We start from the raw sequence: 25517 nt of genomic DNA, 5'->3' as shown, positions 1-25517 counted from the left end.
CACGCGAACGGTACTCACGCGTTGAGGGGTCTCCCCAGCGCCGAGAGCACAGACTCGTGCATTGCCTCCGAGAGCGTCGGATGAGCAAACACGACCTCGGCGAGATCCTCGCCGGTGGCTTCGAGGGATCGAGCGATACCGAAACCCTGAATCTGCTCGGTCACATCCGGACCGACCATGTGCGCGCCGAGAAGTTCCCCGGTATCGGCGTCGAAGATCGTCTTGACGAAGCCTTCGGCCTCGCCGATCGCCAGTGCCTTGCCGTTCGCCTGCAGGTCGAAGTGTCCGACCCGCAGCGCGCGACCAGTACCGGCGCACTGCTTCTCCGTCAGACCCAGGCTCGCCACCTGTGGGCGGGCATACGTGCATCCCGGAACGTAGTCGCGATCGAGCGGATGAACGTCGGGCACGCCTGCCAACTTTTCGACGCACAGGACAGCTTCGTGACTTGCCTTGTGCGCCAGACATGGAGCGCCCGCGACGTCACCGATCGCATAGATCCCGAAAGCGCTGGTACGGCACCACTGGTCGGTGACGATCGCACCGCGCTCGATCTCGACGCCCAGAGCCTCCAACCCCAGATCCTCGACGTTGCCGGTGATTCCGGCCGCCACCAACACCCGGTCCACGGTCAACGACTCGACACCGTCGCTCGTCTGCACATTCACCTGGACGGCGTCGTCGCCGACGGTCACCGCCGACACCGAGGCTCCGGTGTGAATCGTGATGCCACGCTTCTCGAACTGCTTGCGAACGAAGGCCGAGATCTCTTCGTCCTCGACCGGCATGATGTGTGGTGCCATCTCGACGATGGTCACCTCGGTTCCGAGATCGCGGTACAGGCTGGCGAATTCGACTCCGATCGCGCCGGACCCGATCACGAGCAGCGACTTCGGCAGTTCCTTCGGGACGAGCGCGTCGAAGTAGGTCCACACCCGATCACCGTCGGGGGCAACGCCGGGAATCGAACGCGGCCGGGCACCGGTTGCAATGACCACGTGGTCGGCTCGATACGTCTGTCCTCCCACGGATACGACGCCTTTGTCCACCAACTTCGCGGCGCCTGAGATGACGTCGACGCTGTTCTTCTTCATCAGATAGGCAACACCGCCGGACAACCTCTCCGAAACCCCTCGGCTGAACGACACCAACTTCGAGATGTCGAACTGGACAGACGCCGAACTGAATCCGTATGTGTCGAGTTCACTCAAGGTATGCGCGACGTCCGCGCCGTGCAGCATCGCCTTGGTGGGGATACAACCCCAGTTGAGGCAGATACCTCCGAGGCGATCACGTTCTACCAGCGCGACGTTCAACCCCAACTGGGCAGCCCGGATCGCCGCCACGTAACCACCGGGGCCGCCACCGATGACAAGAACGTCGTACTTATGCGACGTATTGTTTTCCACCACAGCCCCTTACACCAACATCAGCGCGGGAGAAGCGACAAAGCGCTGGAGCTCCCGAAGGAAGGTCGCACCCAGGGCTCCGTCGATAACCCGGTGATCGCACGAGAGGGTCACGGTCATCACGGTCCGGGCAGAAACACTGTCACCGACCACCACCGCGCGCTTCTCCCCCGCACCTACGGCAAGGATCGCTCCCTGGGGCGGATTGATGATCGCGTCGAATGCCTTGATCCCGAACATGCCGAGGTTGGACACCGTGAAGGTTCCGCCCTGGAATTCTTCGGGACGAAGTTTGCCGGTCTTCGCCTTGGTGGCCAACGAGAGCACCTCACCCGAGATGTCCGCCAACGACTTGGTATTCGCGCTACGCACGATGGGCGTGATCAGCCCGGTCGGAAGTGCAACTGCCACCGAGACATCCGCCGACGCGAATCGAAGAACCGATTCGTTCGCGGCATCGAACTGGACGTTCACGTCCGGCACCTTCATCAGTGCAGCGGCGCAAGCCTTCACGATGAAGTCGTTGACCGACAGCTTGACCGCCGGGACGGTCGAATTGATCTCCTTGCGCAGAGCGAGAAGCGCATCGAGCTCGAGGTCTGCGGTGAGCCGGAAATGGGGTGCCTGCTGCTTGGACGCCTGCAACCTACCGGCGATTGCCGATCGCATGGGGGTGAAAGGAATTGTGTCGCACTCGGGTTCGGCCGCAACAGATTCGGTCTCAGCCGCCGCCTCGGGCAGGAGCTGCGCGGAACGAGCGGCGTCGTGCACATCGGCGACGCAGACGCGCCCCCGCGAACCCGTCGGACGACAGTCATGCAGGTTGACGCCCAGTGATCGGGCAGTTCTGCGTGCGACCGGGGTGGCAGGCACGGCACTGTCGTCGGCGGTCGATCGCAGCGGGAGGCCGGATCTCGCGGCCGGCACTACCGGCGCAACAGTGCCACCGGCGTCACGAATCGCGTCGTCGATGTCGCGGACACTGATCCGCCCGAGGGGACCGGTACCCACTACGGCGGCGAGATCGATTCCGAGCGATTCCGCACGTCGGAGTGCGCGAGGACTCGCAAACACATCGTCCTGCGTCGTGCCTTGCAGAACGCTCGGTACGACGGTCGAACCGGTTGGTACAGGTTTCGGTGCAACAACCACCTTCGCAGCCGGTGTAGCCGCAGGTGTCACGGGAGCCGCCGGCGCAGCAGCTGGTGACGGTGCCGGCTCTTCCGCCGGCGCGGTTGCGCCGCGGGCGGCGAGGAACTGCTCGATCTCCGCATCCGTCGCGGACGCATCGGCGGATACACCGATCACGGCGCCGACGGGCAGAGTCTGCCCCGGTGTGCCGACGATCTTGCGGAGAACACCGTCGAACGGCGCCTCCAGCTCGTTGGTGATCTTGCTGGTCTCGATCTCACAGATCAACTGGCCCTTGGTGAACGAGTCACCTTCCTCGATGAGCCACGCGTTGACCAACCCCTCCTCCATGGAGAGCCCCCATTTGGGGATGTCGATAGCTTTGATGTCAGCCATGATCAGGCTCTCACCAGCTTGCGAACCGACTCTTCGATGCGCGCCGCGTCAGGCAGCCAGGCAGTTTCGAGGGTCGGGGAGAACGGAACCGGCGTGTGCGGCGGCGTGATCAGTTCGATCGGCGCTTTCAGGTAGTTGAATCCCTTGGTGGCGATCAGCGCGGCTACGTCGTGCCCGAAACCGCAGCGGGCGGCGGATTCGTCGACGATCACGACCCTTCCAGTCGATGCGACGGATTCGAGGATGCCGTCCTCGTCCAATGGTGAGACGGTACGAGGATCGACAACCTCGACCGAAATACCCTCGGCGGCCAGCTTGTCTGCTACGTCGTTGGCGCGGTTCACCATTGCGGACAACGCGATGATCGTGACGTCGTCGCCCTGCCTGGTGTAGTTGGCGACGCCGAACGGAATCGCGTACGGCTCGTCCGGCACTTCGTCCTTGAGGTCGTAGAGAACCTTGTGCTCACAGAAGACGACGGGATCGTCGTCCCGGATGGCTTGGATGAGAAGGCCTTTGGCGTCGTAGGCATTGGACGGAGCGACTACCTTCAGACCAGGCACCGCCGCGAACACGTTGTACGGAGACTGAGAGTGCTGCGCAGCGGCGGAGAACCCTGCGCCGATCATGCCTCGCACCACCAGCGGGGTTCTGGCCTTGCCACCGAACATGTAGCGGAACTTGGCAGCCTGGTTGTAGAGCGCGTCGTAGGAGACTCCGAAGAAGTCCATGAACATCAGCTCGGCGACCGGCCTCAGTCCGGTCAGTGCGGCTCCGGCAGCCATTCCGATGATCGCGGATTCGGTGATCGGGGTATCGATTACACGCTCCGATCCGAACTCCGTCCACAATCCCTTGGTGACACCCAGGACACCGCCAAATGCCTCGATCTTCTTCGTCTCCAGATCGGGATTGGTACCGGCATGCCCACCCCGTACGTCCTCACCGATGAGAACGACGCTCGGGTCGCGTTGCATTTCTTGGGCGATGGCCTCTTTGACGGCCTCGCGGTAGGTCTTCTTCGACACGTTCTCGGCTTCCACGCTTGTCATCTCGGGCTCCTCAGTACGACACGTAGACATCGGTCAGCAGATTCTCGACGGGTGGATACGCCGCGGCACGCGCCTTCGCTACCGCCTCGTCCACCAGCACTCGCGACTGCTCGTCCACCGCGTCCAGATCAGCGGTGCTGACCTTCTTCACATCCACGCTGCTACGGAAATTCTTGAGCGGATCCTTGGTTTCCCGTAGTTGCGCAACCTGTTCCGCCGTGCGGTACAGCTGCGCGTCACCCTCGAAGTGGCCGTGCCAACGGAATGCCGCCGCCTCGATCGTGGTGGGGCCACCGCCGGTCCTGGCGCGCTCCGATGCTTCCGCCATCGCGTCGTAGACCGCGAAGAAGTCGGTGCCGTCCACCTTGACGGCAGGCATGCCGAAGGATGCGGCGCGCGCGGCGATGTCGGGTGCACCAACTGCGTAGTCGGTTCCGGTGGCCTCACCGAATCCGTTGTTCTCGATCACGAAGACGATCGGAAGATCCAGCACCACAGCCATGTTCATCGCCTCGAAGACGGTTCCCTGGTTGGATCCACCGTCACCCGTGAACGACGCTGCGATGACACCGTTTCGAAGCGTCTTACCACTCAGTGCAGCGCCGATCGCCAACGACGGGGCTCCGCCGACAATCGCGTTGGCGCCGAGCATTCCCACGGACAGGTCGGCGATGTGCATCGAGCCGCCCTTACCGCGACACAGGCCGTCGTCCTTGCCGAAGATCTCGGCCATCATGCCGTTCAGATCGCAGCCCTTGGCGATGCAGTGCCCGTGACCGCGGTGAGTGGATCCGATGTAATCGGCGTCGCTCAGGTTCTCGCACACTCCCACCGCGATGGCTTCCTGGCCCGAGTAGAGGTGAATGAAGCCGGGGATGTCACCGGTTGCATTCTCTTCGTGCAGTCGATCCTCGAACGCACGGATGCGCGACATCTTCTCGTACGCCTTCAGCAATGCATCCCGGTCCAGCCCCGAATGAGGCTTGGCGCCGGTCTTTTTCGATCCTGGGGTTGTCGGCTTCTGCGCCGTCCGTTGAACCACAGTCACACTCCTCGTTCTCGATCACTCGTCGCCATGCAGTGTCGTGCAGGTCACGGGCGAAGGGAAAGAGTTGCGTGAGGTTGCCGGGAGTTGCGAAGGGTTGCAGCTGTTGACTTTCGAGCGTTGATTCAGGCGCCGCTCAGGCTGTCGCGTCTGATCTTGGCCAGCGCGCGGTGTTGGGCGAGTTCGACGGCGCTCGTTGTCGTTCGCAGTGACAGCGCCGTCTCGCGCACGTCGAAGCCGACAACGATGCGAGCTACCAAGACGTTGCGTTCTGCGGCCGACAGATCACCGAAGGGCAGAGTGAGTCGACTGGAGGCGGGTAGCGAATCGATTTCGCGACTGATCGCGTCGTACAGATGCGCGAGGAACGCTTCTCCGGCACGTCTACGTCGCCGAATGTCGGACAGGACGGATCGGCAGATACCGACGGCAATACGATCAGCGTCGAGCGGTCGCAGTTCGGCACGGCAGCGCCGCGTCACCAGAGGCACGATGCGTTGAAGGAGTTCTGCAATCGCGTCCCGATCCCCTCGGGACGCATCGTCGGCAACACTGTCGATCGAACGTCCACCTGCCCTGCTTGTCATTCCGATCTCCCCCTGCTTCGGCTCTTGGTCGAATTCCCGACTACTGCTCAGGTTTTGAAGTCGCTAGGGGCGTATCGGCTCGGGGCAGATCCCGGTTTGTTCCCCGATGATGTTGATCTCGGCGTTGGAACGAGGGTCAGCGCCGTAGTTGATCTGGTCGGTGCACTTCTCGGAGGGCTCGACGGCATCGGGCGGGAGCGGCGCCGGGCATGAACCCATCTGCTCTCCGATGCTGTTGATCTCCGCATTCGAACGAGGGTCACCCACATAGTTGATCTGATCGGTGCACTTGGTCGACTCGGTAGCCGGACCAGGGGCCGCAGGGGCAACCGCGCTGGTCGAGACCGGGGTCCAGGCCGGCGCTGCTCCGCCCGCCGGGACTCCGGGGGTGGATGCGTCCGTACCGCCGCCCACCGAGTTCGAGCCTTCGACTGTCTCCGAGGTGGTCGCTGCGGTCAGCGGCGGTGGGGTCGTAGACGCCGCAACCACCGATGTAGTCGTCGGTTCGTCTCCTGGAGCGCTGTTGTCATCACTCGAACACCCTGTCATCGCGCACACCACCCCGATCGTCAGTACGGCGAGCAGCACTCGCAGACGCCGAGTCTTGTTGGTCAGCAATAGTTCAGGCATTTGCTCTCACACTCCTCGATACGCGGATCAGGTCGTTCCGCCCAAGCGGTGAACACCGACGTGACTCACTCTAGGAGCCTGATTCCATCGGTTTCGTAACAGAATTCCGTCGGTCGCGTACCAACTCTCGACGGTCCTGACATTCATACGATTACGTAACGGTGGGTGGCAAAACTCCGATATCGAGATCACCTGTGATCGTATGAAAACGCACATGCCGATGAGAGGGTTCGCAGCGGCCGGGGAGGGGAACGTGTTGTATCGGAGTGACATCTGCGGCGGTCGATCAGACCGTACTCGCAGCCTGTTCGGTACAGCGCTCGCGGCAGCAACCCTCGGAGCGTCCGTGATCACCGGCTGCGCGTCCACCCAGGGCGTTGTGATCGAAGGCGATGTCGCTTCCACCGGGTTGCCCGTCACACAACCTGCAGACCTGGCCAGACGGGTTGCCGAAAACTCGAGGTTGGGCCGGGCGCTCCTCGACGATCCTGGGGTGTCCGAGGGAGTGAAGACAGAACTTCGGTCGTGCCCTGACTGGTATCCGATCTCGGTCGGGTCCATCCTTCTCGATCCAGGCGCACCGCGTATCGTGCCGGAGACCGAACTCGTCGTCATGAATGTGTATCCGTGCCAACCGGCCCACCAACCCGGGACCGGAGTGTCGATTTCGGTCAACCTTGCCGGCTACGTCTACCGCAGCGGCAAGGCCGGTTCGAGTGAAGACGATCCCGAACTGGGTGAGCGCCTGTTCTCCGTCGAAGAGCGCGGAAAGTTCATCGTCAGCGGTCAACGCGCCGCGAGTTTGTCTGTCCTGGAAACGGATCCGCGGCCACCGGAGTTCGAATGTTGCCCCCGTCCACCGCTTCGGACCGAGTTCCACTGGGATGGAATGGAGTTCATCCGTGATTGATCGCCGTCGCCGCGCAATGCTCGCCGGTGTTTGCCTGCCGGTCGCGTTTGCTCTCGCCTCCTGTTCCACCGAGCCTGAATCAGAACCCACTCCGAATATCGCAGCATCACTCGACCCCTCGGATCTCTCACAGGGCTTGAGCATCGATCCTGTTGCCCTCCTCAGAGCAGACCCGGAAGTGTCCGATGCGGTCAAGGACAGTCTCCGACTGTGCGGTGATGCGAACTTCCCCTACGAAATCCGGTACTCCCCCGTGACAGGCGCCGTTTGGCAAGATGCCGTCGTCAATGTCTTCACCTGCGAGTCTGTCGGCATCTGGGGACGACCCGCCCCACCGGTCAGCTTCATGGTCGCCGGATTCGTCTACCAGATCGACGAATCGGGCGCTCACAAAGTCTTCGGAGTGCAAGACCCAGGACGCTACGTCGTCGGCTCAACCGGAGGATTGTCGGTCATGGTCGACCTGTGCAAAGACCCCGGCATTCCGGAGTTCTGTCAATCGTCGACTGCATACAAGTGGACCGGTGAAGGGTTTGAGAGTGTTCCGTTCCCATGAAAGCGAAGGCCGATGACCGATCCGTTGATTTTGCTGGTCGAAGACGACGCTGTCATCCGCGAAGCAACGCAATTGAATCTCGAACGCAACGGGTTTCGGGTGATCACCGCATCGGGTGGGTTGACCGGAATGGATATGGCGGTCGACGCCAAGCCGGATATCGCCGTCCTCGACGTGATGCTTCCCGACCTGAACGGAATCAGCCTGTGCCGACGCATTCGTGAGGAACTGTCGGTGCCGGTCATCATGCTGTCCGCGCGCGACGACCCGGTCGACATTGTTCTCGGATTGGAAGCCGGTGCCGACGACTACGTCACCAAGCCCTTCGACAGCGGTGTCCTGGTGGCCCGTATCCGAAGTGTGCTCCGGCGGGTCGAATCCCATTCCGGTACGGAGAAAGACATCGTGACTCTCGGCGATCTGGAGATCGATCGCGAGTTGGTGACCGTCACGCGTTCGGGCGCCGAAGTGGCTCTCACACCCACCGAAATGAAGCTGCTCCTGGTCATGGTGAGTGTGCCGCGCAAAGTCTGGTCTCGCTCCGAACTGCTCTCGGACGTCTGGGATTACGACTGGGGCGGCGATACGCGCATCGTCGACGTTCACGTTCAGCGATTGCGCACGAAGATCGGCTCCGAACAGATCCGGACCGTCCGGGGGTTCGGCTACACGATGGACAACCATCGGTGAGATCGCGGGATCTCGCCGCCAAGCTCCCGTCCACCGGGAGGCGGTTGTCGTTTCAGTGGAAGATCGCGGCGGCCATCACGTTCGTGATTGCCGTCGCCTCGATCACGCTCAGTACCGTGATGCATCAAACCTTTTCACACAACCAAGAGGATGCAGCGCGGGCGGCAGCTGATCGCAATCTCCAACTGGTGCTGCAGGACGAAACGGGCAGCATGCGTGCACTGTTCCGCGCCACCACAGATGGTCTCGACGTTCCGGAAGAGTTGCGTCAGGCCGTGGCGGGCGGCAAACGTGCCACCTACCTTGTCGACAGCGGGGACCAGCCATTTGTCTGGGCTGCTGCCGACGTCAACACTCAGGTGGTGGCGATTCGCGTCCCGTACACCGCGCAGCGGGAATCGATCGCCAGCGTCGATCGGACACTTCGCAACGCCACCATCGCAGTGATCGCAGCGGGTGCCGTCCTGGGTGTTCTGCTTGGACTCGCGATGTCGTATCGATTGCGCTCGGCCGCCCGTGCGGCTCGCAAAGTGTCTACCGGAGCGGACATCCGCGTCCGCTCGGTCACCTGGTCGCTTTTCGACGACGAGATCACCGAGCTGGCGGATGCGGTCGACGCGATGTCCGATGCTCTACGGGGACAATTGGACGCCGAGAAGCGCGTGACAGCCAATATCGCGCACGATCTCAGAACACCCATCTCCGGACTGGTCGGCGCCGCAGAGCTCCTGCCACCCGGTAGGCCAACCGAATTGGTGCGCGACGGCGTCCATAAACTCAGGAGGCTCGCCGAGGACGTCATCGAAGTGGCACGCCTCGACACCACCTCCGAGCAGGCTGACATCCAATCGGTGGAACTGGCACCGGTGGTGCGTCACGCGATTTCCACCACAGGAGTCGAGTGTGAAGTGAGTGTTCACGGCACCCCCGTGTCGTACACCGACGCGCGCAGACTGGAGCGGATCATCGCCAACCTGATCTTGAATGCTCGCAATCACGGAAAGTCGCCGATCAATGTCCACGTCGACCACTCCCGCATCACGGTCCGGGATCGGGGCGTCGGGTTCACTGAAGAGTGGCTTCGCCAGGGGCCGAAGAGATTTCAGACCAACTCCGTCGAACGCGGCCCGAACTCGGGCCTGGGCCTCGGCTTGACGATCGTAGTGGGACAAGCGGCGGTCATCGGCGCTCGTATCGACTTCGCGAACCATCCGAACGGGGGCGCGGTGGTGACGATCGACCTCCCCGAATGTTCGGCAGACGAGTTCGATTGACACCGAGGCAGTTCGGTCGATCGGCCGGGACACAGGGTCCCGGCCGATCATTGGTGGTGTCTCGGACTCAAACCTGTCCGACAGCGACTCCGGTGCGAACGTCCGGTGCACCGAGGCGCGCCGCATCAGCGGTCAGGTCATCGGGCTGCTCCTGAGATTCCCGCTCGGCTGCGACACGCAACCGGTAGTGTTCGATCTCCTCGGCAATGTGCTCGGGAGTCCAACCCAGCACCGGCGCAACCAGTTCGGCTACTTCCGCTGCTGCCGCGTCGCCGCGATCGGTAACCTCGATGGAGATGCGGGTACGACGGGTAAGGATGTCGTCGAGATGCTGTGCACCCTCATGGCTCGCAGCGTAGTGGATCTCCGCCTTGAGGTACTCGGGGGCGGAGTCCAACGGCTGCCCCAGTTCCGGTCGCGCCTCGACGAGTTCGAACAACTCGTCAGCCAGAGTGCCGTACCGACCCAGTAGGTGCTCGATGGTCGAAACGTGCAGTCCCGTGCGCTCAGCGGTGAGATGCCGATTGTTGTGCGCGGCAAAGTAGCCGTCGGCACCCACAAGTTGGATACGCTCGGTGCAGGACTTCGGCACCTTCTGTTCCAATCCGTGCACCGCGGAATCGACAGCGTCCTTGGCCATCACGCGGTAAGTGGTGTACTTGCCACCGGCGACCACCGTCAAACCTCGGACCGGACTCGACACCGCATGCTCACGCGAGAGAGTGCTGGTCGAATCCGATTCGCCGAACAGCAACGGACGCAACCCCGCGTACACACCGACGACGTCCTCGTGCGTCAACTCGTCCTGAAGGAGCTTGTTGACATGTCCGAGGATGTAGTCGATATCGCTTCGGCTCGCTGCCGGATGGGCGAGGTCGAGGTTCCAGTCGGTGTCCGTCGTACCGATGATCCAGTGGCTTCCCCACGGAATCACGAACAGCAGACTCTTCTCGGTCCGCGTGATGATTCCGGTCGCAGAGTTGATGCGGTTTCGCGGGACGACCAAATGCACACCTTTCGAAGCGCGAACCTGGAATTGTCCTCGACCACCTACCATTTCCTGAATCTCGTCAGTCCACACACCGGCGGCGTTGATGACCTGACGAGCACGGATCTCGAACGCGCGACCTGTTTCCAGATCCACGGCCTTCACCCCGACTACGCGGTCCTCCTCACGGAGAAAGCCGATTACGCGGGTGCTGTTGACGCACAGCGCGCCGTACTCGGCCGCCGTGCGCGCCAGCATCATCGTGTGGCGGGCGTCATCTACCTGACCCTCGTAGAACTTGACCGAACCCCGGATAGCAGAGCGCTTTCCGGACGGGAACGATTCGAGAGTCTTCTTCTTGCCCACATGCTTGTGGTGTGAGGGAACCCCGCGGCCTGCGCCCATCACGTCGTAGACGCCGATGCCCAGACCGACGTACGGCCGGTCGATCAACTTCTCGAGTGGGTAGATGAACGGCACCGGCTTCGCGAGATGCGGGCACAGCGAATTCAGAACCAGCGACCGCTCACGCAGTGCCTCGAACACGAGCGCAAAATTGAACTGCTCGAGGTAACGCAGTCCGCCGTGGAACAGCTTGCTCGACCTGCTCGAGGTTCCGGACGCGAAGTCGCGAGCCTCCACCAAGCCCACCTTCAGACCGCGAGTTGCGGCGTCGAGCGCGCTACCCGCTCCGACCACGCCACCGCCGATAACGAGGACGTCGAGTTCGGTTTCTTCCAACTTCTTCAGCGACTCCGCCCGCGAGGACGGACTCAATGCTTGTGCTGTGCTCATGAAAACTGTTCCTTCACTTGAAAATAGGTAGAAATGGGGGCGCCGCGATCAGTCTGCGTCGACCCAGTCGAGTGTCCGAGTGACGGCTTTCTGCCAGCCTGCATACAGGCGCTCACGCTCGGCCGAATCCATCGACGGCGTCCAGCTCTTGTCCTTCGCCCAGTTGCTGCGAATGTCGTCCTCGCTCTCCCAGTACCCGACCGCGAGACCAGCGGCGTACGCAGCGCCCAATGCCGTGGTCTCCGCAACGACAGGGCGGATCACCTCGACGTCGAGCAAATCGGCCTGGAATTGCATGAGGAGTTCGTTCGCGACCATTCCGCCGTCGACCTTGAGAACCTTCAAGTCGACACCCGAGTCGAGGTTCATCGCCTCGATCACCTCACGACTCTGGTACGCAGTCGCTTCGAGCACCGCCCGGGCAAGGTGCCCCTTGTTCACGAACCTTGTCAGACCGACGATCGCACCGCGTGCATCCGCGCGCCAATGCGGTGCAAACAGGCCCGAGAACGCGGGCACGAAGTACGCGCCACCGTTGTCGTCCACAGAGCGCGCGTTCACCTCGATGTCGGCCGCGTTGTCGATCATGCCGAGGTTGTCCCGAAGCCACTGGACCAGCGAACCGGTCACGGCGATCGATCCTTCCAGTGCGTAAACCGTTGGCTGCTCACCGATCTTGTAACAGACCGTCGTCAACAAGCCGTTCTTGCTCATCACCTTTTCGGTGCCGGTGTTGAGGAGCACGAAGTTGCCGGTTCCGTAGGTGTTCTTCGCTTCTCCGGGCGAGAGGCAGGCCTGACCGAAAGTCGCTGCTTGCTGATCGCCGAGGATTCCGGCGATCGGCACGCCGGACAACGTTCCGCGTTCGCGCACGAATCCGAAAGTTTCGGACGAGCTGCGAATCTCGGGGAGCATCGATTCGGGGATGCCCATGTCGGCGCAGATCGCCGAATCCCAAGCGAGAGTGTCGAGATCCATCAACAGAGTGCGCGACGCGTTGGTGGGGTCGGTAGCGTGCACTCCGCCGTCGACGCCGCCGGTCATGTTCCACAGCACCCAGGTGTCCATCGTGCCGAAGCACAACTCGCCTGCTTCGGCCTTCTCACGCGCGCCCTCGACGTTGTCGAGAATCCACTTGACCTTTGGGCCCGAAAAGTACGTGGCCAACGGCAATCCGGTGACTTCGGTGTACTTCCTGGGGCCGTCTTCGCCGGCGAGTGCAGTACAGATTCGATCGGTGCGTGTGTCCTGCCAGACGATGGCGTTGTAAACGGGCTTTCCGGTTGCTCGTTCCCAGACCACTGCCGTCTCACGCTGATTGGTGATGCCGACGGATGCGATGTCGGCCGCGGTCAGATCTGCGTTGGCCAAGGCGCCCGCGGTGACGTTGCGGACGTTGTCCCAAATTTCGATCGGATCGTGTTCGACCCAGCCTGCCTGCGGAAAGATCTGTGTGTGCTCGTGCTGTTCGACAGCGACTACGTGCCCACTGTGATCGAAGATCATGCATCGCGTGGAGGTGGTTCCCTGGTCTATCGCGGCTACGAACTGCGCCATCGTGCTACCCCTTTGGTGTCGAAGAAAGTGCGAAAGATTTACTGTCAGAGATGATGATTCGCCATCAGGCCGGTATCGTGGCCGGCTCCTCGGCTGCCTTCTCCACCGACTCGTCAGGCAGGAATCGACCAATCAGCTTGTCGTAGAGGAACACCCCGATCGGAGCGCCGATCAGCGGCCCCACGATGGGCACCCAGAAATACAGGCTCCCGTACTGATCTCGCCAGGCGCTGCCGTAACCGGTGAGATACGACGCCAGCCGCGGACCGAAGTCACGGGCCGGATTGATGGCGTAACCCGCGTTGGTCGCCCATGCGAATCCGATTGCCACCACGATCAAACCGACGACGAAGGGCGCAAGATTCGCGAGCGGCGGAGTTCCCCGAGTATCGGTCACCGCAACGATGAGGAACAACAGGATCGCCGTGCCGATGATCTGATCTATCAGCGCTGATCCCAGACTGACCGGGAGCGTTCCGTTTCCGGGCATCGTCGAGAAGATCGTCTGAGTCGCCGTTGTGTGTCCGGGATCGATGGCATTGAGCATGTCGTTGTAATTCCACCGGACGATCAGGGCCGCGACAAAGGCTCCAGCGGTCTGCGCCAGCGTGTAGGGCAGGACCTTGCGCCAGGAGAATCCCCGGAAGATCGCAAAGGCGAAGGTCACTGCGGGGTTCAGATGAGCACCCGTCACCCGGCCTGCGACATAGATGCCGAACATGACGCCGAGTCCCCAGGCCCACGCGATACTGTCGTGTCCGCCGAGACCCCCACCACTCCCGCCGGACACAACCTGCGCCACAACTCCGACGCCGAACAAGATCAAGATCATCGTTCCGGCGAACTCGGCTGCCAACTCGCCTGGAAGCCCTAATCGCTTGGCTTTCTCCATCCCCACCCTCACTTCGTTGTGATGCATGTCATAGTTTGGATTGCTACACCCGTAGCGTAAGGCCGTTTGCACATTCACGCATAGCTCATGCACATATGTGCAAATGCCCCATTTGCGCACCGTAACGCGGGTAACAGACACACTTCTGGGACTTTGCGTGATCGAGCGCCTCGGCCTGGGCCTACTCGGATAAGATTCGGTTCAATGCTCTTGCACGTACGTGCAGATAGGACGAACCCATGGAAACTCCCACTTCGGACTCCGCTACCTCCGATCCGGCGGACCCGCGCATCGCCGACGCAGTTCAGGCCGCACGCCTCTACTACTTCCAGGACCAGACCATGGCTGCCATCGGCCGCGACATGGGGGTGTCCCGATCCACCGTCTCCCGATTGATCACCTACGCGCGCACCTCGGGTCTCGTCGAGATCAAGATCAGCACCCCGCACGGCCAGGCTCCTCGCATCGAACGCGAGTTCTCGGAACGGTACGGAGTGCGCGCCCACGTGGTGACCGTGCCGGAACTGGTGGGAGATCTCGAGCGACTCGAAAAGGTCGCAACCTTTGCCGGACGCCTGCTGGCGTCGTTCTTCGACAGCGACATGGTGATGGGGATCGCCTGGGGAACCACACTCAGTGAAGTCAGCAAGCACCTTGCCCCCAAACGCACGTACAACTCGTACGTCGTGCAACTCAACGGCGCCGCGAATACTCGCACCACCGGGATCTCTTACGCCAGCGACATCATCAGAACCATCGCCGACGCCTACGGTGCTCTGCCACAAGGATTTCCGGTGCCTGCCTTCTTCGACTACCCGGAAACCCGGGAGCAACTGTGGCGCGAACGAAGCATCAAACGCGTCTTGGACATGCAGAAGCGAATGGACCTGGCAGTCTTCAGCATCGGCGTACCGGGCGGCAACGTACCGAGTCACGTCTACACCGCCGGATACCTCGAACCCGATGAAGCAGAAGCACTTCGACGCGACGGAGTGGTCGGCGATATCGCAACCGTCTTCTTCCGGTCGGACGGGAGCTACCGCGGAATCGAACTCAACGAGCGCGCGAGCGGCCCGCGACTGGACCTTTTCGAGAAGGTCGCCAGGCGCGTGTGCATCGTCGCCGGAACAGCAAAACTGCCGGCCCTGGAGGGAGCACTACGGGGCGGGCTGATCACCGATCTGATCATCGACGACGTCAGCGCCACCGCGCTGGTGTCCTGACCGCTGCACCAGCTTCTCGATTCCGTCGAGAAGTAAGCCGAGCGAGAAACTGAAATCGAAGGCATCGTCGCCGCCGGCCTCACCCTCCGGGCTGCCGTCCTCGAAGCCGCCTTCCTCGATTGCGGCACTCAGGTAGGGGAATCCCTCCCGATTGATGACACGAGCAATGAGAGCGCCGTATGCGACGTCGTCGTCTGCCGACTGCGCTGAACGAGACGCCAGGTCAGCCGAGAATCGAGCGCGGCCGATGACGAACAACGACACGTTGGTCACCACCTGGAACTTCGACGCGGCGCTCAGGGCGACCCCGTCGAGGGCGCTCAGACCCGCGTCGAGCCACGCCATGTTGTTGGGCCCGGTCGGTGGAGCCGTGATGGGCAGCTTGAGCCACCACGGTCGACTCAGCATCGTGGCATACTCCTGATTCGCCCACGCCTCGAGCTTGACGCGCCAGGTCACGCCGTCGGGAATCACCGGCGGCGGCCCGATCACCCGATCCGAAATCAGTTCGATCAGTTCGTCTTTGCTTGCCACGTAGCGGTAGAGCGACATGGTCGTGAACCCGAGCGCTTTGGCCACGCGGCCCATCGACAGAGCGGTGACGCCTTCTGCGTCGGCCAATTCGATCGCGGTGTCGAGAATTTGCTCGAGACTGAGCCCCTTCTTCGGACCCCGCGTTCCCGGCTGGTCCAGTCCCCAGGCCAGTTCAACTGCTCTCGGTAGCGCTCCGCGATCCATAAGCTCCCACTCTTCACTCTTGCCATCATCCTAGAACTGTGTACGCTATAAACACGAGTTTATGACATACACAGTTCTTTTGTTGGAGGTCTCGATGTCAGGAACGATCCCCGCAATCTCGGTCCGCGGACTCCGTAAGCACTACGGCGATCAACAGGTACTGGCTGGACTCGACCTGGCGGTCCCGGCCGGATCGGTGTACGCCCTCCTCGGCGCAAACGGCGCCGGAAAGACCACGGCCGTAAGAATTCTCACCACCCTCATCCCCTTCGACGGAGGCGAGGTCATGGTCGCGGGGCATTCACTGCCCGGAGATCCACAGAACATTCGGCGGCGCATCAGCGTGACCGGGCAGTACGCAGCCGTCGACACCTTGCTGACCGGATTCGAGAACCTCACCCTACTGGGCGAACTGAATCACCTGGGCCGGAAGAACTCCCGTCTCCGTGCCGAGGAATTGCTCGACCAGTTCGTTTTGACGGACTTCGGCGACAAACGCGCCGGCAACTACTCGGGCGGCATGCTCAGACGACTCGACATCGCAATGAGCCTCGTCGCCCGACCGGACGTCGTCTTTCTCGACGAACCCACCACCGGCCTGGACCCGCGAAGCCGCCACGACATGTGGTCGATCGTTCGAGGACTCACAGCGTCAGGCGTCACCATCTTCCTCACCACCCAATACCTCGACGAGGCAGACGAATTGGCCGATACGGTCGGCGTGCTGAGCGGCGGCCGCATCGTCGCCGAGGGAACACCGGACGAACTCAAACGCCTTGTTCCCGGCGGCCACGTCGCACTGCAATTCGAGAACCTGGCCCAACTCGAACTCGCCGCGGCATCACTGCCGCAGGCGCATTCGAATGCCGAGACCTTGACCCTGCACATCCCTTCCGACGGGGCAGTTCCGTCGATCAAAGCGATCCTCGACTCGATCGACGATCCGTCGATCACCGTCGAGAAGTTCTCCGTTCACACTCCGGATCTGGACGACGTGTTCTTCGCGCTCACCGGATCAGGCCAGCCCGAGATTGCGAGCGTTCGATGACCTCCACCATTGCAATCGATTCCGCGGTGATGCTCCGCCGGAATCTCAAACACGTTCTGCGCAGTCCGGATTCGATGATCACCGCGATAGCCCTTCCGGTCATGCTCATGCTGCTGTTCGTCTACGTCTTCGGCGGCGCCATCAACACCGGTAGCGAGTACATCGACTACGTAGTGCCCGGAATCATCCTTCTGTGCGCCGGTTTCGGCGCCTCGACCACCGCGGTCAGCGTCTCGAGCGACATGAAGGACGGGATCATCGACCGTTTCCGGACCTTGGCGATCTCTCCGTCGTCGGTCCTGACCGGTCATGTACTGGCCAGCGTCGTCCGCAACGTCCTGACTACGGCGATCGTGGTCGTGGTTGCGCTGATCATGGGATTTCGCCCGACCAGCGATCCGTTGCGCTGGCTCGGCGTCGCCGCTGCGATCGTCGCCTTCGTCTTTGCCATGTCGTACCTCTCGACAGCTTTGGGACTCTTGGCCCAGAACCCGGAGGCTGCAAGCGGATTCACCTTCGCCATCATGTTCCTGCCCTACGTCAGCACTGCTTTCGTACCGGCTGAGACCATGCCGTCCTGGCTGCAGGGGTTTGCCCGGCACCAACCGGTGACTCCGATCATCGAGACTGTGCGCGGACTCCTGATGGGCACGCCGATCGGGAACAGCGCGGCCATCGCCCTCGCGTGGTGCCTGGGCATCGCCGCCGTGGGATTCGTGTGGTCGAACTGGCTCTACCGACGAAAGACCGCGAGCTGACCACACAAGAAAGCCCCACACCTGACGGTGCGGGGCTGCTTGTGCTGTGCGCCTTTATTAGCCGCGGGGGGTTAATAAAGGCGCACAGTGGATTACTTGGCGTCCAGCAGATCGATCACGAAGACCAAGGTCTTGCCGGAAAGCTGGTGCCCTGCACCGGCGGGGCCGTATGCCAGCTCCGGCGGAATGGTGAGCTGACGGCGTCCGCCGACCTTCATGCCCGGGATGCCGTCCTGCCAGCCCTTGATCAGGCCACGAAGCGGGAACTGAATGGACTCGCCACGGCTCCAGGAAGAGTCGAACTCTTCGCCGGACTCGAACTCGACACCGACGTAGTGAACGTCGACGGTGCCACCGGGAACGGCTTCGGCGCCTTCTCCGACAACCAGATCCTTGATGACCAGATCGGTCGGCGCGGGGCCTTCCTGGAACTCGATTACGGGCTTGCTACTCATGGGTCCTCCTCGTTGAGGCGAAATGTTGGGTACAGAAGACTAGCGGGTGGTGATATCGCTAGGTCACGCGTCAGCGGGACGTGATGTCTCTGTAGTCACGCTCGGTGTAGCCGGTGTAGATCTGGCGCGGGCGGCCGATCTTCGTAGCCGGATCCTCGTGCATTTCACGCCAGTGCGCAATCCAGCCGGGCAGACGGCCCATGGCGAACAGCACCGTGAACATGCGCGGCGGGAAGCCCATCGCGCGGTAGATGAGGCCGGTGTAGAAGTCGACGTTCGGGTAGAGCTTGCGCTCGATGAAGTAGTCGTCCGTGAGGGCGGCCTCTTCGAGTTGCATTGCGATGTTGAGCAGTTCATCGTCGCCGCCGAGCTTGGCGAGGATGGTGTGCGCGGTTTCGCGGACCAGCGCAGCGCGCGGATCGTAGTTGCGGTAGACGCGGTGCCCGAAGCCCATGAGCTTCACGCCGTCTTCCTTGTTCTTGACCTTGCGGACGAACTCGGCTGCGGTGCTGCCGCTGGCCTTGATCTCGTCGAGCATCTCGAGCACTGCCTGGTTGGCGCCGCCGTGCAGCGGGCCCCACAGCGCGTTGATGCCGGCCGAGACGGAGGTGAACAGGTTGGCGTCCGACGAGCCGACCATACGCACGGTCGACGTGGAGCAGTTCTGCTCGTGGTCGGCGTGCAGGATCAGCAGCATGTCGAGTGCCTTGGCGACCTCGGGATCACCCTGGTACGGCTCGGCGGGGAAGCCGAACGTCATACGCATGAAGTTCTCGACCAGGTTCAACGAGTTGTCCGGGTACAGGAACGGCTGTCCGACGGACTTCTTGTACGCGTACGCAGCGATGGTCGGCAGCTTCGCGAGAAGACGGATGGTGGACAGTTCCACCTGCTCCGGATCCTCGGGATCGAGCGAATCCTGGTAGTACGCCGACAATGCGTTCACTGCGGACGAGAGAACCGGCATCGGGTGAGCGTTGCGCGGGAATCCGTCGAAGAACCGCTTGAGGTCCTCGTGAAGCAGGGTGTGTCGACGGATGCGGTCCGTGAAGGACTCGAGCTGGGCGTCGGTCGGCAGTTCGCCGTAGATCAGCAGGTAGCTGACCTCGATGAACGTCGACTTACCTGCCAACTGCTCGATGGGATATCCGCGGTAACGCAGGATTCCCTTCTCACCGTCGATGTAGGTGATTGCAGAACTGGTGGATGCAGTGTTCACAAAACCGGGGTCAAGGGTGGTGTACCCCGTTGTGGCCAGCAGCTTTCCCAGCTCGATGCCGTCATTGCCCTCTGTTGCCCTGGCAATGGACATCGTGTACTCACCACCGGGGTAAGTAAGCGTGGGCTTTGTGTCATTGTCAGCGGGCACGAAGGATCCCTCTCAAGCTCGAACCAACGAGTAACTACATGCGATCAACTAGAAACTAGTCGCACGGGAGAGATCGTGCCGAAGGAGGGTCGCTCCACGGCTATTTTTCGGGTACTCACGAACCCGACATACCCACCGAAACTGAAACATGTTCCAGTCTGGGCTTTCCCACTCGCGTGACCGGTACTCCAGTCTACGGAATCGCGCATTTACCCACGCTGATCTGCAAATCTCGGCTGCAATTCGCAAATGGGAGCAACGTCGGACCTTCCGGACCACTGACACGGGGTACCGAAAACCGATTGTTATCGGCTGATGCCTACTTGGTGTTACACGATCCCACGTTATGAGAGCCGGATCACAGCGCCTTGATGCCCCAGCTACCCGTCCACGTCTGACCCGGATGAAGCACCAGGAGATCGATGCCCGAGTTGAAGGCGTCAGGCGGGCAGGTCATCGGCTCCAAAGCCAATGCGCGGCCGCGATCGGGATACCCCTTGTCGTTGGCGGGATCTGCGATGAAGGCCTGAATCCACGGGAACTCGCGGTTGGTCCACAGGGCAGTGCCGGTTCCATCCGGAGCCAGCAGCTCGTGTTGCGTGCGACCACTGCCGTCGACGACGTCCAATGCGCTGTACGGAGTGTCCAACTGCACCCCGGCAAGCAGTCTCGGTGTCCGGAAGTCGTAGTCCGTACCGGCGACTGCCTGCGAATACGCGTTCGGCAGCATCCTCGCCGGATCGATCGGCAACCGTGTGCCTGCTGCCAGATGCAGAGCACATTCGTCGAGCGGAAAGTCGCCGGCGCGAATGAAGGTGTGCATTCCGAGCCCGAACGGCGACGAGGTCGCACCCTTGTTCGTGGCCGTGTGCGTGACGGTCAGTCCGTCGGCACCGACCTCGTAGGCGACCGTCAGCTGCAACGGATAGGGCCAACCCTTGTGAAGTCCCACGTCGACCGACAGTTCGACGCGCTCGTACGTGTGGTCCACGAGGCTCCAATTGCGACGCCGGACGAACCCGTGGCTCGCGTTCCCCAGCGCAGGTTCGGTGATCTCGAGTTGATGCTCGATCCCGTCGAACATGAAGTGCCCGTCGCGAATTCGGTTGGGCCACGGCGCGAGAACCAATCCGGCCGACAGCGGTGGCTTCGATCCGAGTGCCCAGGTCTCGGTCAGCGCGCGCTGACCGTTCGGTCCTTCGTGATCGAGTAGCCGCAACCCGGCACCGGCCGCGGCGATCTCGGCTCGATAGCCTCCACCACGGATCTCGAACCCTCCCCTACCCGTGCTGTGCGGCGCAGTCATACGTACCAGTTTCCACCACGAGCGACCGGTTAACCAGGACGTCAGACGGCGCGTCCCACCTTGTAGCGAACGAATGCCGGAAATGCGAGGGCAGAAAGGACAACACCGACAATCACCAGGAAGCCGCCGCCCGCTGCCGCGACACCGGTCCCGAACAGGAAGGCTGCACCGCCGTGCAGCACGTCACCGATACGCGGACCACCTGCCACGACCACGATGAACACGCCCTGCAGTCGTCCGCGCATGTCGTCGGTTGCCACTTGCTGGAGCATCGTGCTGCGGAAAGCCGCCGAGACCATGTCGACGGCTCCGCCGAATGCCAGGAATGCGACCGCCACCCAGAGCAGAATCACACTGGAACCGGGACTCGCGAAGTACACGGCAACGCCGAAGCCGACCATGGACAGCCCCCACAGCGCGATGCAGACCAGAACGGCTCGCCCCTGGTACTGAACCCGTGGCAACCAACCCGAGAAGACTCCGCCCAGAACGGCTCCCACCGACATCGCCGCGAACAGCAGTCCCAGCGCAAAACCGCCGCTGGCGGGGTCACCGAAGGATTCGTGAGCGATCTCCGGGAACAGTGCTCGCGACATCCCGAACACCATCGCGATGATGTCCACCACGAACGACGCGAGCAGAACCTTCTGCGTCGCGAGATACGTGAAACCGCCGAGGACCTCGCTCAATCCGGCTCGCCGAGACGTTCCGGTCGGCGGAATCGCCGGGAGCTTCCATACCGCCCACAGTGTGGCGAGAAGAAAGATCGAGTCGAGCAGGTACAGCAGTTGCAGACCGGCCGACGGTATGAGGACACCCGCCAGTAGCGGGCCGGCTATCGCACCGAACTGCACGACAGTCATGTTCAGCGAGTTCGCGGCCGGTAACTGCCTGCCCGGAATCAACCGAGGGATGATCGCCGCTCGCGTCGGCTGGTTCACCGCGAAGAACGCCTGTTGAACCGAGAACAATCCGAGCACCAACCACACGTTGTTCACGTTCAGGGCAGCCTGGATCCAGAACAGCACCGACGTGACGCCGAGTCCGATCGAGGTGATCATCAACAGCCGTCGTCGATCCATGACGTCGGCCAGTGCGCCGCCCCACAGACCGAAAACGACCAGCGGGACCAAACCGAAGATTCCCGTCAGACCGACGTAGGCCGAGCTTCGGGTGATCTCGTACACCTGTTGCGGTACGGCGACCACGCTGAGCTGAGCGCCGATGACGGTGACGATGCCGGCCGTCCACAGCCGTCGATAGTCGCGATTCTCGAGCGGAGTCGTGTCCGCGAGTAGCCGGCTCACGGCTGGAGACGGACGGCGGACCACTGTCCGTCGACCAGGCTCGTGCGAACTCGATTGTGCATGCGGTTCGCGCGTCCTTGCCAGAACTCGACAGACTCGGGCCGAATCAGAATCCCGCCCCAGTTCGGTGGCACCGGAATCTCACCGTCCACGCCGAATCGAGCAGCGACCTCACGCAGTTGCTCGTCGAGATCGGCACGCGAGTCGATCGGACGAGACTGCGACGACGCCCACGCGCCGAGCTGTGAACCTCGAGGCCTGGTTCGCCAATACTCCTGCGTCAGTTGAGCACTCACCCGCTCGGTGGTGCCGCGGACGATCACCTGCCTGGCAAGGGTCAGCCACGTGAAGTTCGCCGACGCGTACGGGTGGGCGTCGAGGTGACGAGCCTTGTCGGATCCGTAGTTGGTGAAGAAGAGGACGCCGTCCTCGCTGAGCCCTTTGCAGAGCACGGTGCGCGACGCCGGACGGCCACCGTCGTCCACCGTCGACAGAGTCATGGCGTTGGGCTCCGGCGCGTCAGCTTCGACGGCGTCCACGAGCCATTGACGCATGAGGGGCAGCCAACCGGTTTCGACAACCGAAGTATCCAATTCCGCACTCATGCGGTCCTCGACGGACTCCGATTCGCTGCCTGCTTGCGGATAGCCCACACGCATGGCCGCGAGTTCGTTGTCCACCGCCTGCGGGTCCTGACGTTCATTCGACACAGCCGAGAACGCTACTCCCGGGTACTCACTGGCCAACGGCTACGCGGCACGCGCTAAAGTTTGCCGTGGCTAGACCCGACCCGGACCGCGAGCCGCACCAGCGACAGCGCCGAATCGGGACGAGACGATTGCGCAGTACAAAACACGGTGCGTGCTCATCCCTGCGAGCACCGAGGCGCAGTCACTGAAGCTGAGGCAGTGCGACTGTAGACCTGGCGCACTCGAACGAGGAGAGTCCACGAGAATGGCAGCGAGCGCAGCAATACCGGACGATTTTGTGAGCGGACTCGAAGGCGTCGTCGCCTTCACCAGCGATATCGCAGAACCTGACAAGGACGGCGGCGCACTGCGCTACCGCGGAGTCGACATCGAAGACCTGGTCGGCCAGAGGGTCACCTTCGGCAACGTATGGGCCCTTCTCGTCGACGGCCGCTTCGGCCCCGGCCTCCCGCCGGCCGAGCCGTTCCCCCTCCCCATTCACACCGGCGACGTCCGTGTCGACGTTCAGGCCGGACTGGCGATGCTGGCTCCCATCTGGGGCTACCAGCCGCTCCTCGACATCGATGACGAGACCGCCCGCGACCAGCTCGCCCGCGCATCCGTCATGGCGCTGTCGTACGTCGCGCAGTCCGCTCGCGGCATCTACCAGCCGGCAGTCCCGCAGAGCCGCATCGACGAGGCCAAGACCGTCACCGAACGCTTCATGGTTCGCTGGAAGGGTGAGCCCGATCCGGCACACGTCGAGGCAATCGACGCGTACTGGGTCTCGGCAGCCGAGCACGGCATGAACGCCTCCACCTTCACGGCCCGCGTCATCGCCTCCACGGGCGCCGACGTCGCGGCTTCGCTTTCCGGCGCCATCGGCGCGATGTCCGGCCCGCTGCACGGCGGCGCACCGGCCCGCGTTCTTCCGATGATCGAAGAGACCGAGAAGACCGGCGACGCCCGCGCACTGGTCAAGGGAATCCTCGACCGCAAGGAAAAGCTCATGGGCTTCGGACACCGCGTCTACCGCGCCGAAGATCCCCGTGCACGCGTGCTCCGCGCCACGGCCAAGCGCCTCAACGCTCCCCGCTACGAGGCTGCCGCAGCTCTCGAGCAGGCTGCACTGGCAGAACTGCGTGAGCGTCGTCCCGATCGCGCGATCGAGACCAACGTCGAGTTCTGGGCCGCCGTCATCCTCGACTTCGCCGAGGTTCCCGCGCACATGATGCCTGCCATGTTCACCTGTGGCCGCACCGCCGGCTGGTGTGCACACATCCTCGAGCAGAAGCGTCTCGGTAAGCTGGTACGCCCGGCCGCCATCTACACCGGCCCGGCGCCCCGTACTCCGGAGTCGGTCGAGGGCTGGGACCAGATCAGCCACGCGTAGTACCCCGCTCGAATTCGCCAATCACGGTAGTACAGAACACAAGTGAAGGAACAGAAAGAAGCGATGACCTCCACACCGATCATCCCCGCCGACCTCAAGCCCGCCGACGGACGCTTCGGCTGCGGTCCTTCCAAGGTTCGCCCCGAGCAGCTGCAGTCCCTGGTCGAGGTGGGCGCTTCGGTGTTCGGCACCAGCCATCGCCAGAAGCCGGTCAAGAACGTTGTGGCCAGCATTCGTTCCGGCCTCGCCGATCTGTTCTCACTGCCCGAGGGCTACGAGGTCGTCCTCGGCAACGGCGGAACCACTGCGTTCTGGGATGCGGCCGCATTCGGCCTCATCCGCGAGAAGTCGCTGCACCTGACCAACGGCGAATTCAGCTCCAAGTTCGCTTCGGTCGCCAAGGCCAACCCGTTCATCGGTGACCCGATCGTCGTTTCCGCCGATCCGGGCAGCGCACCGGTGCCGGTCTCCGACCCGTCCGTCGATCTCATCGGCTGGGCGCACAACGAGACCTCCACCGGTGTGTCGATCCCCGTCTCGCGTCCCGCGGGTTCGGAGAACGCACTGATCGCCATCGACGCCACCTCGGGCGCCGGCGGACTTCCGGTCAATGTCGCCGATTCCGACGTCTACTACTTCGCTCCGCAGAAGTGCTTCGCTGCAGACGGCGGACTGTGGATCGCGCTGATGAGCCCGGCCGCCCTCGAACGCGTCGCGGAGATCAAGGATTCGGGACGCTGGACGCCTGACTTCCTCTCGCTGCCCATCGCCGTGGACAACAGCTCCAAGGATCAGACGTACAACACCCCGGCCCTGGCCACCCTCTTGCTCTTCGCCAACCAGATCGAGTGGATGAACAGCAACGGCGGCCTCGACTGGACTACCGCTCGCACCGCGGATTCGTCCTCGCGCCTGTACAACTGGGCCGAGGCCAGTGAGTTCGCAACGCCGTTCGTCGCTGATCCGGCACACCGCTCGCAGGTTGTCGGCACCATCGACTTCAACGACGACGTCGACGCTGCCGAGGTGGCAAAGATCCTGCGCGCCAACGGAATCGTCGATACCGAGCCGTACCGCAAGCTCGGCCGCAACCAGCTGCGCGTCGGCATGTTCCCGGCCATCGACCCCGATGACGTCACCGCTCTCACCAAGAGCATCGACTGGGTCGTTTCTCAGCTCGGCTGATTTTCACATTTGCTTCACCGCTCGGCCCCCGGCATGACGTCGGGGGCCGAGCGTCGTTTGCGCCAGGCCTTGTGAGCTACCACACCGGTGGGCGGATCCGAGGTCATCTCGCCCTGCGTGTCCTGCCGAGTCCA

The 25517-nt window shown here is 62.6% G+C and carries 24 protein-coding genes; 9 read left to right on the top strand and 15 right to left on the bottom strand.

What is annotated here, in order from left to right; translation table 11 throughout:
- Window positions 1-14: 14 nt before the first annotated feature.
- The 6 genes from lpdA to ACN50D_RS17190 form a co-directional block, all read right to left on the bottom strand.
- Window positions 15-1412 carry a dihydrolipoyl dehydrogenase gene (lpdA, locus tag ACN50D_RS17215; protein ID WP_209920460.1) on the bottom strand — a complete coding sequence of 466 codons (1398 nt, stop codon included), beginning with the start codon at window positions 1410-1412 and terminating at the stop codon, window positions 15-17.
- A 6-nt stretch (window positions 1413-1418) separates the two neighbouring features.
- Window positions 1419-2936, bottom strand: coding sequence for a 2-oxo acid dehydrogenase subunit E2 (locus ACN50D_RS17210; protein ID WP_211920751.1), 1518 nt, complete (start codon window positions 2934-2936; stop codon window positions 1419-1421).
- A gap of 2 nt (window positions 2937-2938) precedes the next feature.
- A complete protein-coding gene (locus tag ACN50D_RS17205) occupies window positions 2939-3988 on the bottom strand; it encodes an alpha-ketoacid dehydrogenase subunit beta (protein ID WP_007733466.1) in 1050 nt (349 codons plus the stop codon).
- Window positions 3989-3998: 10 nt separating this feature from the next.
- Window positions 3999-4922, bottom strand: a complete 924-nt coding sequence (locus ACN50D_RS17200; protein ID WP_051649553.1) for a thiamine pyrophosphate-dependent dehydrogenase E1 component subunit alpha — start codon at window positions 4920-4922, stop codon at window positions 3999-4001.
- A gap of 236 nt (window positions 4923-5158) precedes the next feature.
- Window positions 5159-5620, bottom strand: coding sequence for an RNA polymerase sigma factor SigD (locus tag ACN50D_RS17195; RefSeq protein WP_007733468.1), 462 nt, complete (start codon window positions 5618-5620; stop codon window positions 5159-5161).
- Between the two features lie 63 nt (window positions 5621-5683).
- The gene (locus tag ACN50D_RS17190) at window positions 5684-6250 is read right to left on the bottom strand and encodes a hypothetical protein (RefSeq protein WP_042451198.1); all 567 of its coding nucleotides are present in this window, start codon (window positions 6248-6250) and stop codon (window positions 5684-5686) included.
- A 253-nt stretch (window positions 6251-6503) separates the two neighbouring features.
- Between ACN50D_RS17190 and ACN50D_RS17185 the strand changes: the two genes are divergently transcribed.
- From ACN50D_RS17185 to ACN50D_RS17170, 4 genes are read left to right on the top strand one after another with little or no spacing between them, the layout of a single operon-like run.
- Complete coding sequence (locus ACN50D_RS17185; RefSeq protein WP_003939689.1) at window positions 6504-7160, top strand: hypothetical protein; 657 nt, start codon at window positions 6504-6506, stop codon at window positions 7158-7160.
- Window positions 7153-7716, top strand: a complete 564-nt coding sequence (locus ACN50D_RS17180) for a hypothetical protein (RefSeq protein WP_054781865.1) — start codon at window positions 7153-7155, stop codon at window positions 7714-7716. The genes ACN50D_RS17185 and ACN50D_RS17180 overlap by 8 nt, the downstream gene beginning before the upstream one ends.
- A gap of 12 nt (window positions 7717-7728) precedes the next feature.
- Entirely contained in the window at window positions 7729-8406 is a 678-nt protein-coding gene (locus tag ACN50D_RS17175; RefSeq protein WP_003939990.1) for a response regulator transcription factor, read from the top strand.
- Complete coding sequence (locus ACN50D_RS17170) at window positions 8403-9680, top strand: sensor histidine kinase (protein ID WP_050654708.1); 1278 nt, start codon at window positions 8403-8405, stop codon at window positions 9678-9680. The genes ACN50D_RS17175 and ACN50D_RS17170 overlap by 4 nt, the downstream gene beginning before the upstream one ends.
- 67 nt (window positions 9681-9747) lie before the next feature.
- On the opposite strand, the gene ACN50D_RS17165 is transcribed toward ACN50D_RS17170, so the two are convergent.
- The 3 genes from ACN50D_RS17165 to ACN50D_RS17155 all read right to left on the bottom strand — a co-directional run bounded on the left by ACN50D_RS17165 (window position 9748) and on the right by ACN50D_RS17155 (window position 13912).
- Window positions 9748-11463 carry a glycerol-3-phosphate dehydrogenase/oxidase gene (locus ACN50D_RS17165; RefSeq protein ID WP_058037824.1) on the bottom strand — a complete coding sequence of 572 codons (1716 nt, stop codon included), beginning with the start codon at window positions 11461-11463 and terminating at the stop codon, window positions 9748-9750.
- 48 nt (window positions 11464-11511) lie between these two features.
- Window positions 11512-13020, bottom strand: coding sequence for a glycerol kinase GlpK (gene glpK, locus ACN50D_RS17160; protein WP_003939742.1), 1509 nt, complete (start codon window positions 13018-13020; stop codon window positions 11512-11514).
- Between the two features lie 64 nt (window positions 13021-13084).
- A complete protein-coding gene (locus tag ACN50D_RS17155; RefSeq protein WP_003940085.1) occupies window positions 13085-13912 on the bottom strand; it encodes an MIP/aquaporin family protein in 828 nt (275 codons plus the stop codon).
- A gap of 239 nt (window positions 13913-14151) precedes the next feature.
- On the opposite strand from ACN50D_RS17155, the gene ACN50D_RS17150 reads away from it, so the two are divergent.
- Complete coding sequence (locus tag ACN50D_RS17150; RefSeq protein WP_007733475.1) at window positions 14152-15135, top strand: sugar-binding transcriptional regulator; 984 nt, start codon at window positions 14152-14154, stop codon at window positions 15133-15135.
- On the opposite strand, the gene ACN50D_RS17145 is transcribed toward ACN50D_RS17150, so the two are convergent.
- Window positions 15070-15873 (bottom strand): TetR/AcrR family transcriptional regulator, encoded by an 804-nt coding sequence (locus ACN50D_RS17145; RefSeq protein ID WP_211920753.1) that lies wholly within the window; start codon window positions 15871-15873, stop codon window positions 15070-15072. The two genes, ACN50D_RS17150 and ACN50D_RS17145, sit on opposite strands and share 66 nt — an antisense overlap.
- 94 nt (window positions 15874-15967) lie before the next feature.
- Between ACN50D_RS17145 and ACN50D_RS17140 the strand changes: the two genes are divergently transcribed.
- Window positions 15968-16921, top strand: a complete 954-nt coding sequence (locus ACN50D_RS17140; protein ID WP_211920755.1) for an ATP-binding cassette domain-containing protein — start codon at window positions 15968-15970, stop codon at window positions 16919-16921.
- Window positions 16918-17679, top strand: a complete 762-nt coding sequence (locus tag ACN50D_RS17135) for an ABC transporter permease (RefSeq protein ID WP_211920757.1) — start codon at window positions 16918-16920, stop codon at window positions 17677-17679. Before ACN50D_RS17140 ends, ACN50D_RS17135 begins: the two co-directional genes overlap by 4 nt.
- Window positions 17680-17771: 92 nt before the next feature.
- Here the strand turns inward: ACN50D_RS17135 and ACN50D_RS17130 are convergent, their stop codons facing one another.
- From ACN50D_RS17130 to pdxH, 5 genes are all read right to left on the bottom strand, one after another.
- The gene (locus ACN50D_RS17130; protein WP_003940440.1) at window positions 17772-18134 is read right to left on the bottom strand and encodes an FKBP-type peptidyl-prolyl cis-trans isomerase; all 363 of its coding nucleotides are present in this window, start codon (window positions 18132-18134) and stop codon (window positions 17772-17774) included.
- A 70-nt stretch (window positions 18135-18204) separates the two neighbouring features.
- Window positions 18205-19503, bottom strand: a complete 1299-nt coding sequence (locus ACN50D_RS17125) for a citrate synthase (RefSeq protein WP_003940509.1) — start codon at window positions 19501-19503, stop codon at window positions 18205-18207.
- Window positions 19504-19861: 358 nt separating this feature from the next.
- Window positions 19862-20809: an aldose 1-epimerase family protein gene (locus tag ACN50D_RS17120; RefSeq protein WP_003939677.1), complete on the bottom strand. Its 948-nt coding sequence runs from the start codon at window positions 20807-20809 to the stop codon at window positions 19862-19864.
- Between the two features lie 41 nt (window positions 20810-20850).
- Window positions 20851-22116, bottom strand: a complete 1266-nt coding sequence (locus ACN50D_RS17115) for an MFS transporter (RefSeq protein ID WP_021332219.1) — start codon at window positions 22114-22116, stop codon at window positions 20851-20853.
- Window positions 22113-22826: a pyridoxamine 5'-phosphate oxidase gene (gene pdxH, locus ACN50D_RS17110; RefSeq protein WP_007733483.1), complete on the bottom strand. Its 714-nt coding sequence runs from the start codon at window positions 22824-22826 to the stop codon at window positions 22113-22115. Before pdxH ends, ACN50D_RS17115 begins: the two co-directional genes overlap by 4 nt.
- Window positions 22827-23070: 244 nt before the next feature.
- On the opposite strand from pdxH, the gene ACN50D_RS17105 reads away from it, so the two are divergent.
- Together ACN50D_RS17105 and serC are read left to right on the top strand one after the other, a co-directional pair.
- Window positions 23071-24198 carry a citrate synthase 2 gene (locus ACN50D_RS17105; RefSeq protein WP_003940025.1) on the top strand — a complete coding sequence of 376 codons (1128 nt, stop codon included), beginning with the start codon at window positions 23071-23073 and terminating at the stop codon, window positions 24196-24198.
- Between the two features lie 63 nt (window positions 24199-24261).
- Window positions 24262-25383, top strand: a complete 1122-nt coding sequence (gene serC / locus ACN50D_RS17100; RefSeq protein WP_007733484.1) for a phosphoserine transaminase — start codon at window positions 24262-24264, stop codon at window positions 25381-25383.
- Window positions 25384-25517 lie beyond the last annotated feature (134 nt).

This window comes from Rhodococcus sp. SB1D, assembly GCF_048573875.1.
Classification (GTDB): Bacteria; Actinomycetota; Actinomycetes; order Mycobacteriales; family Mycobacteriaceae; genus Rhodococcus_F; species Rhodococcus_F qingshengii.
This window is presented reverse-complemented; position numbering and strand designations above follow the sequence as displayed.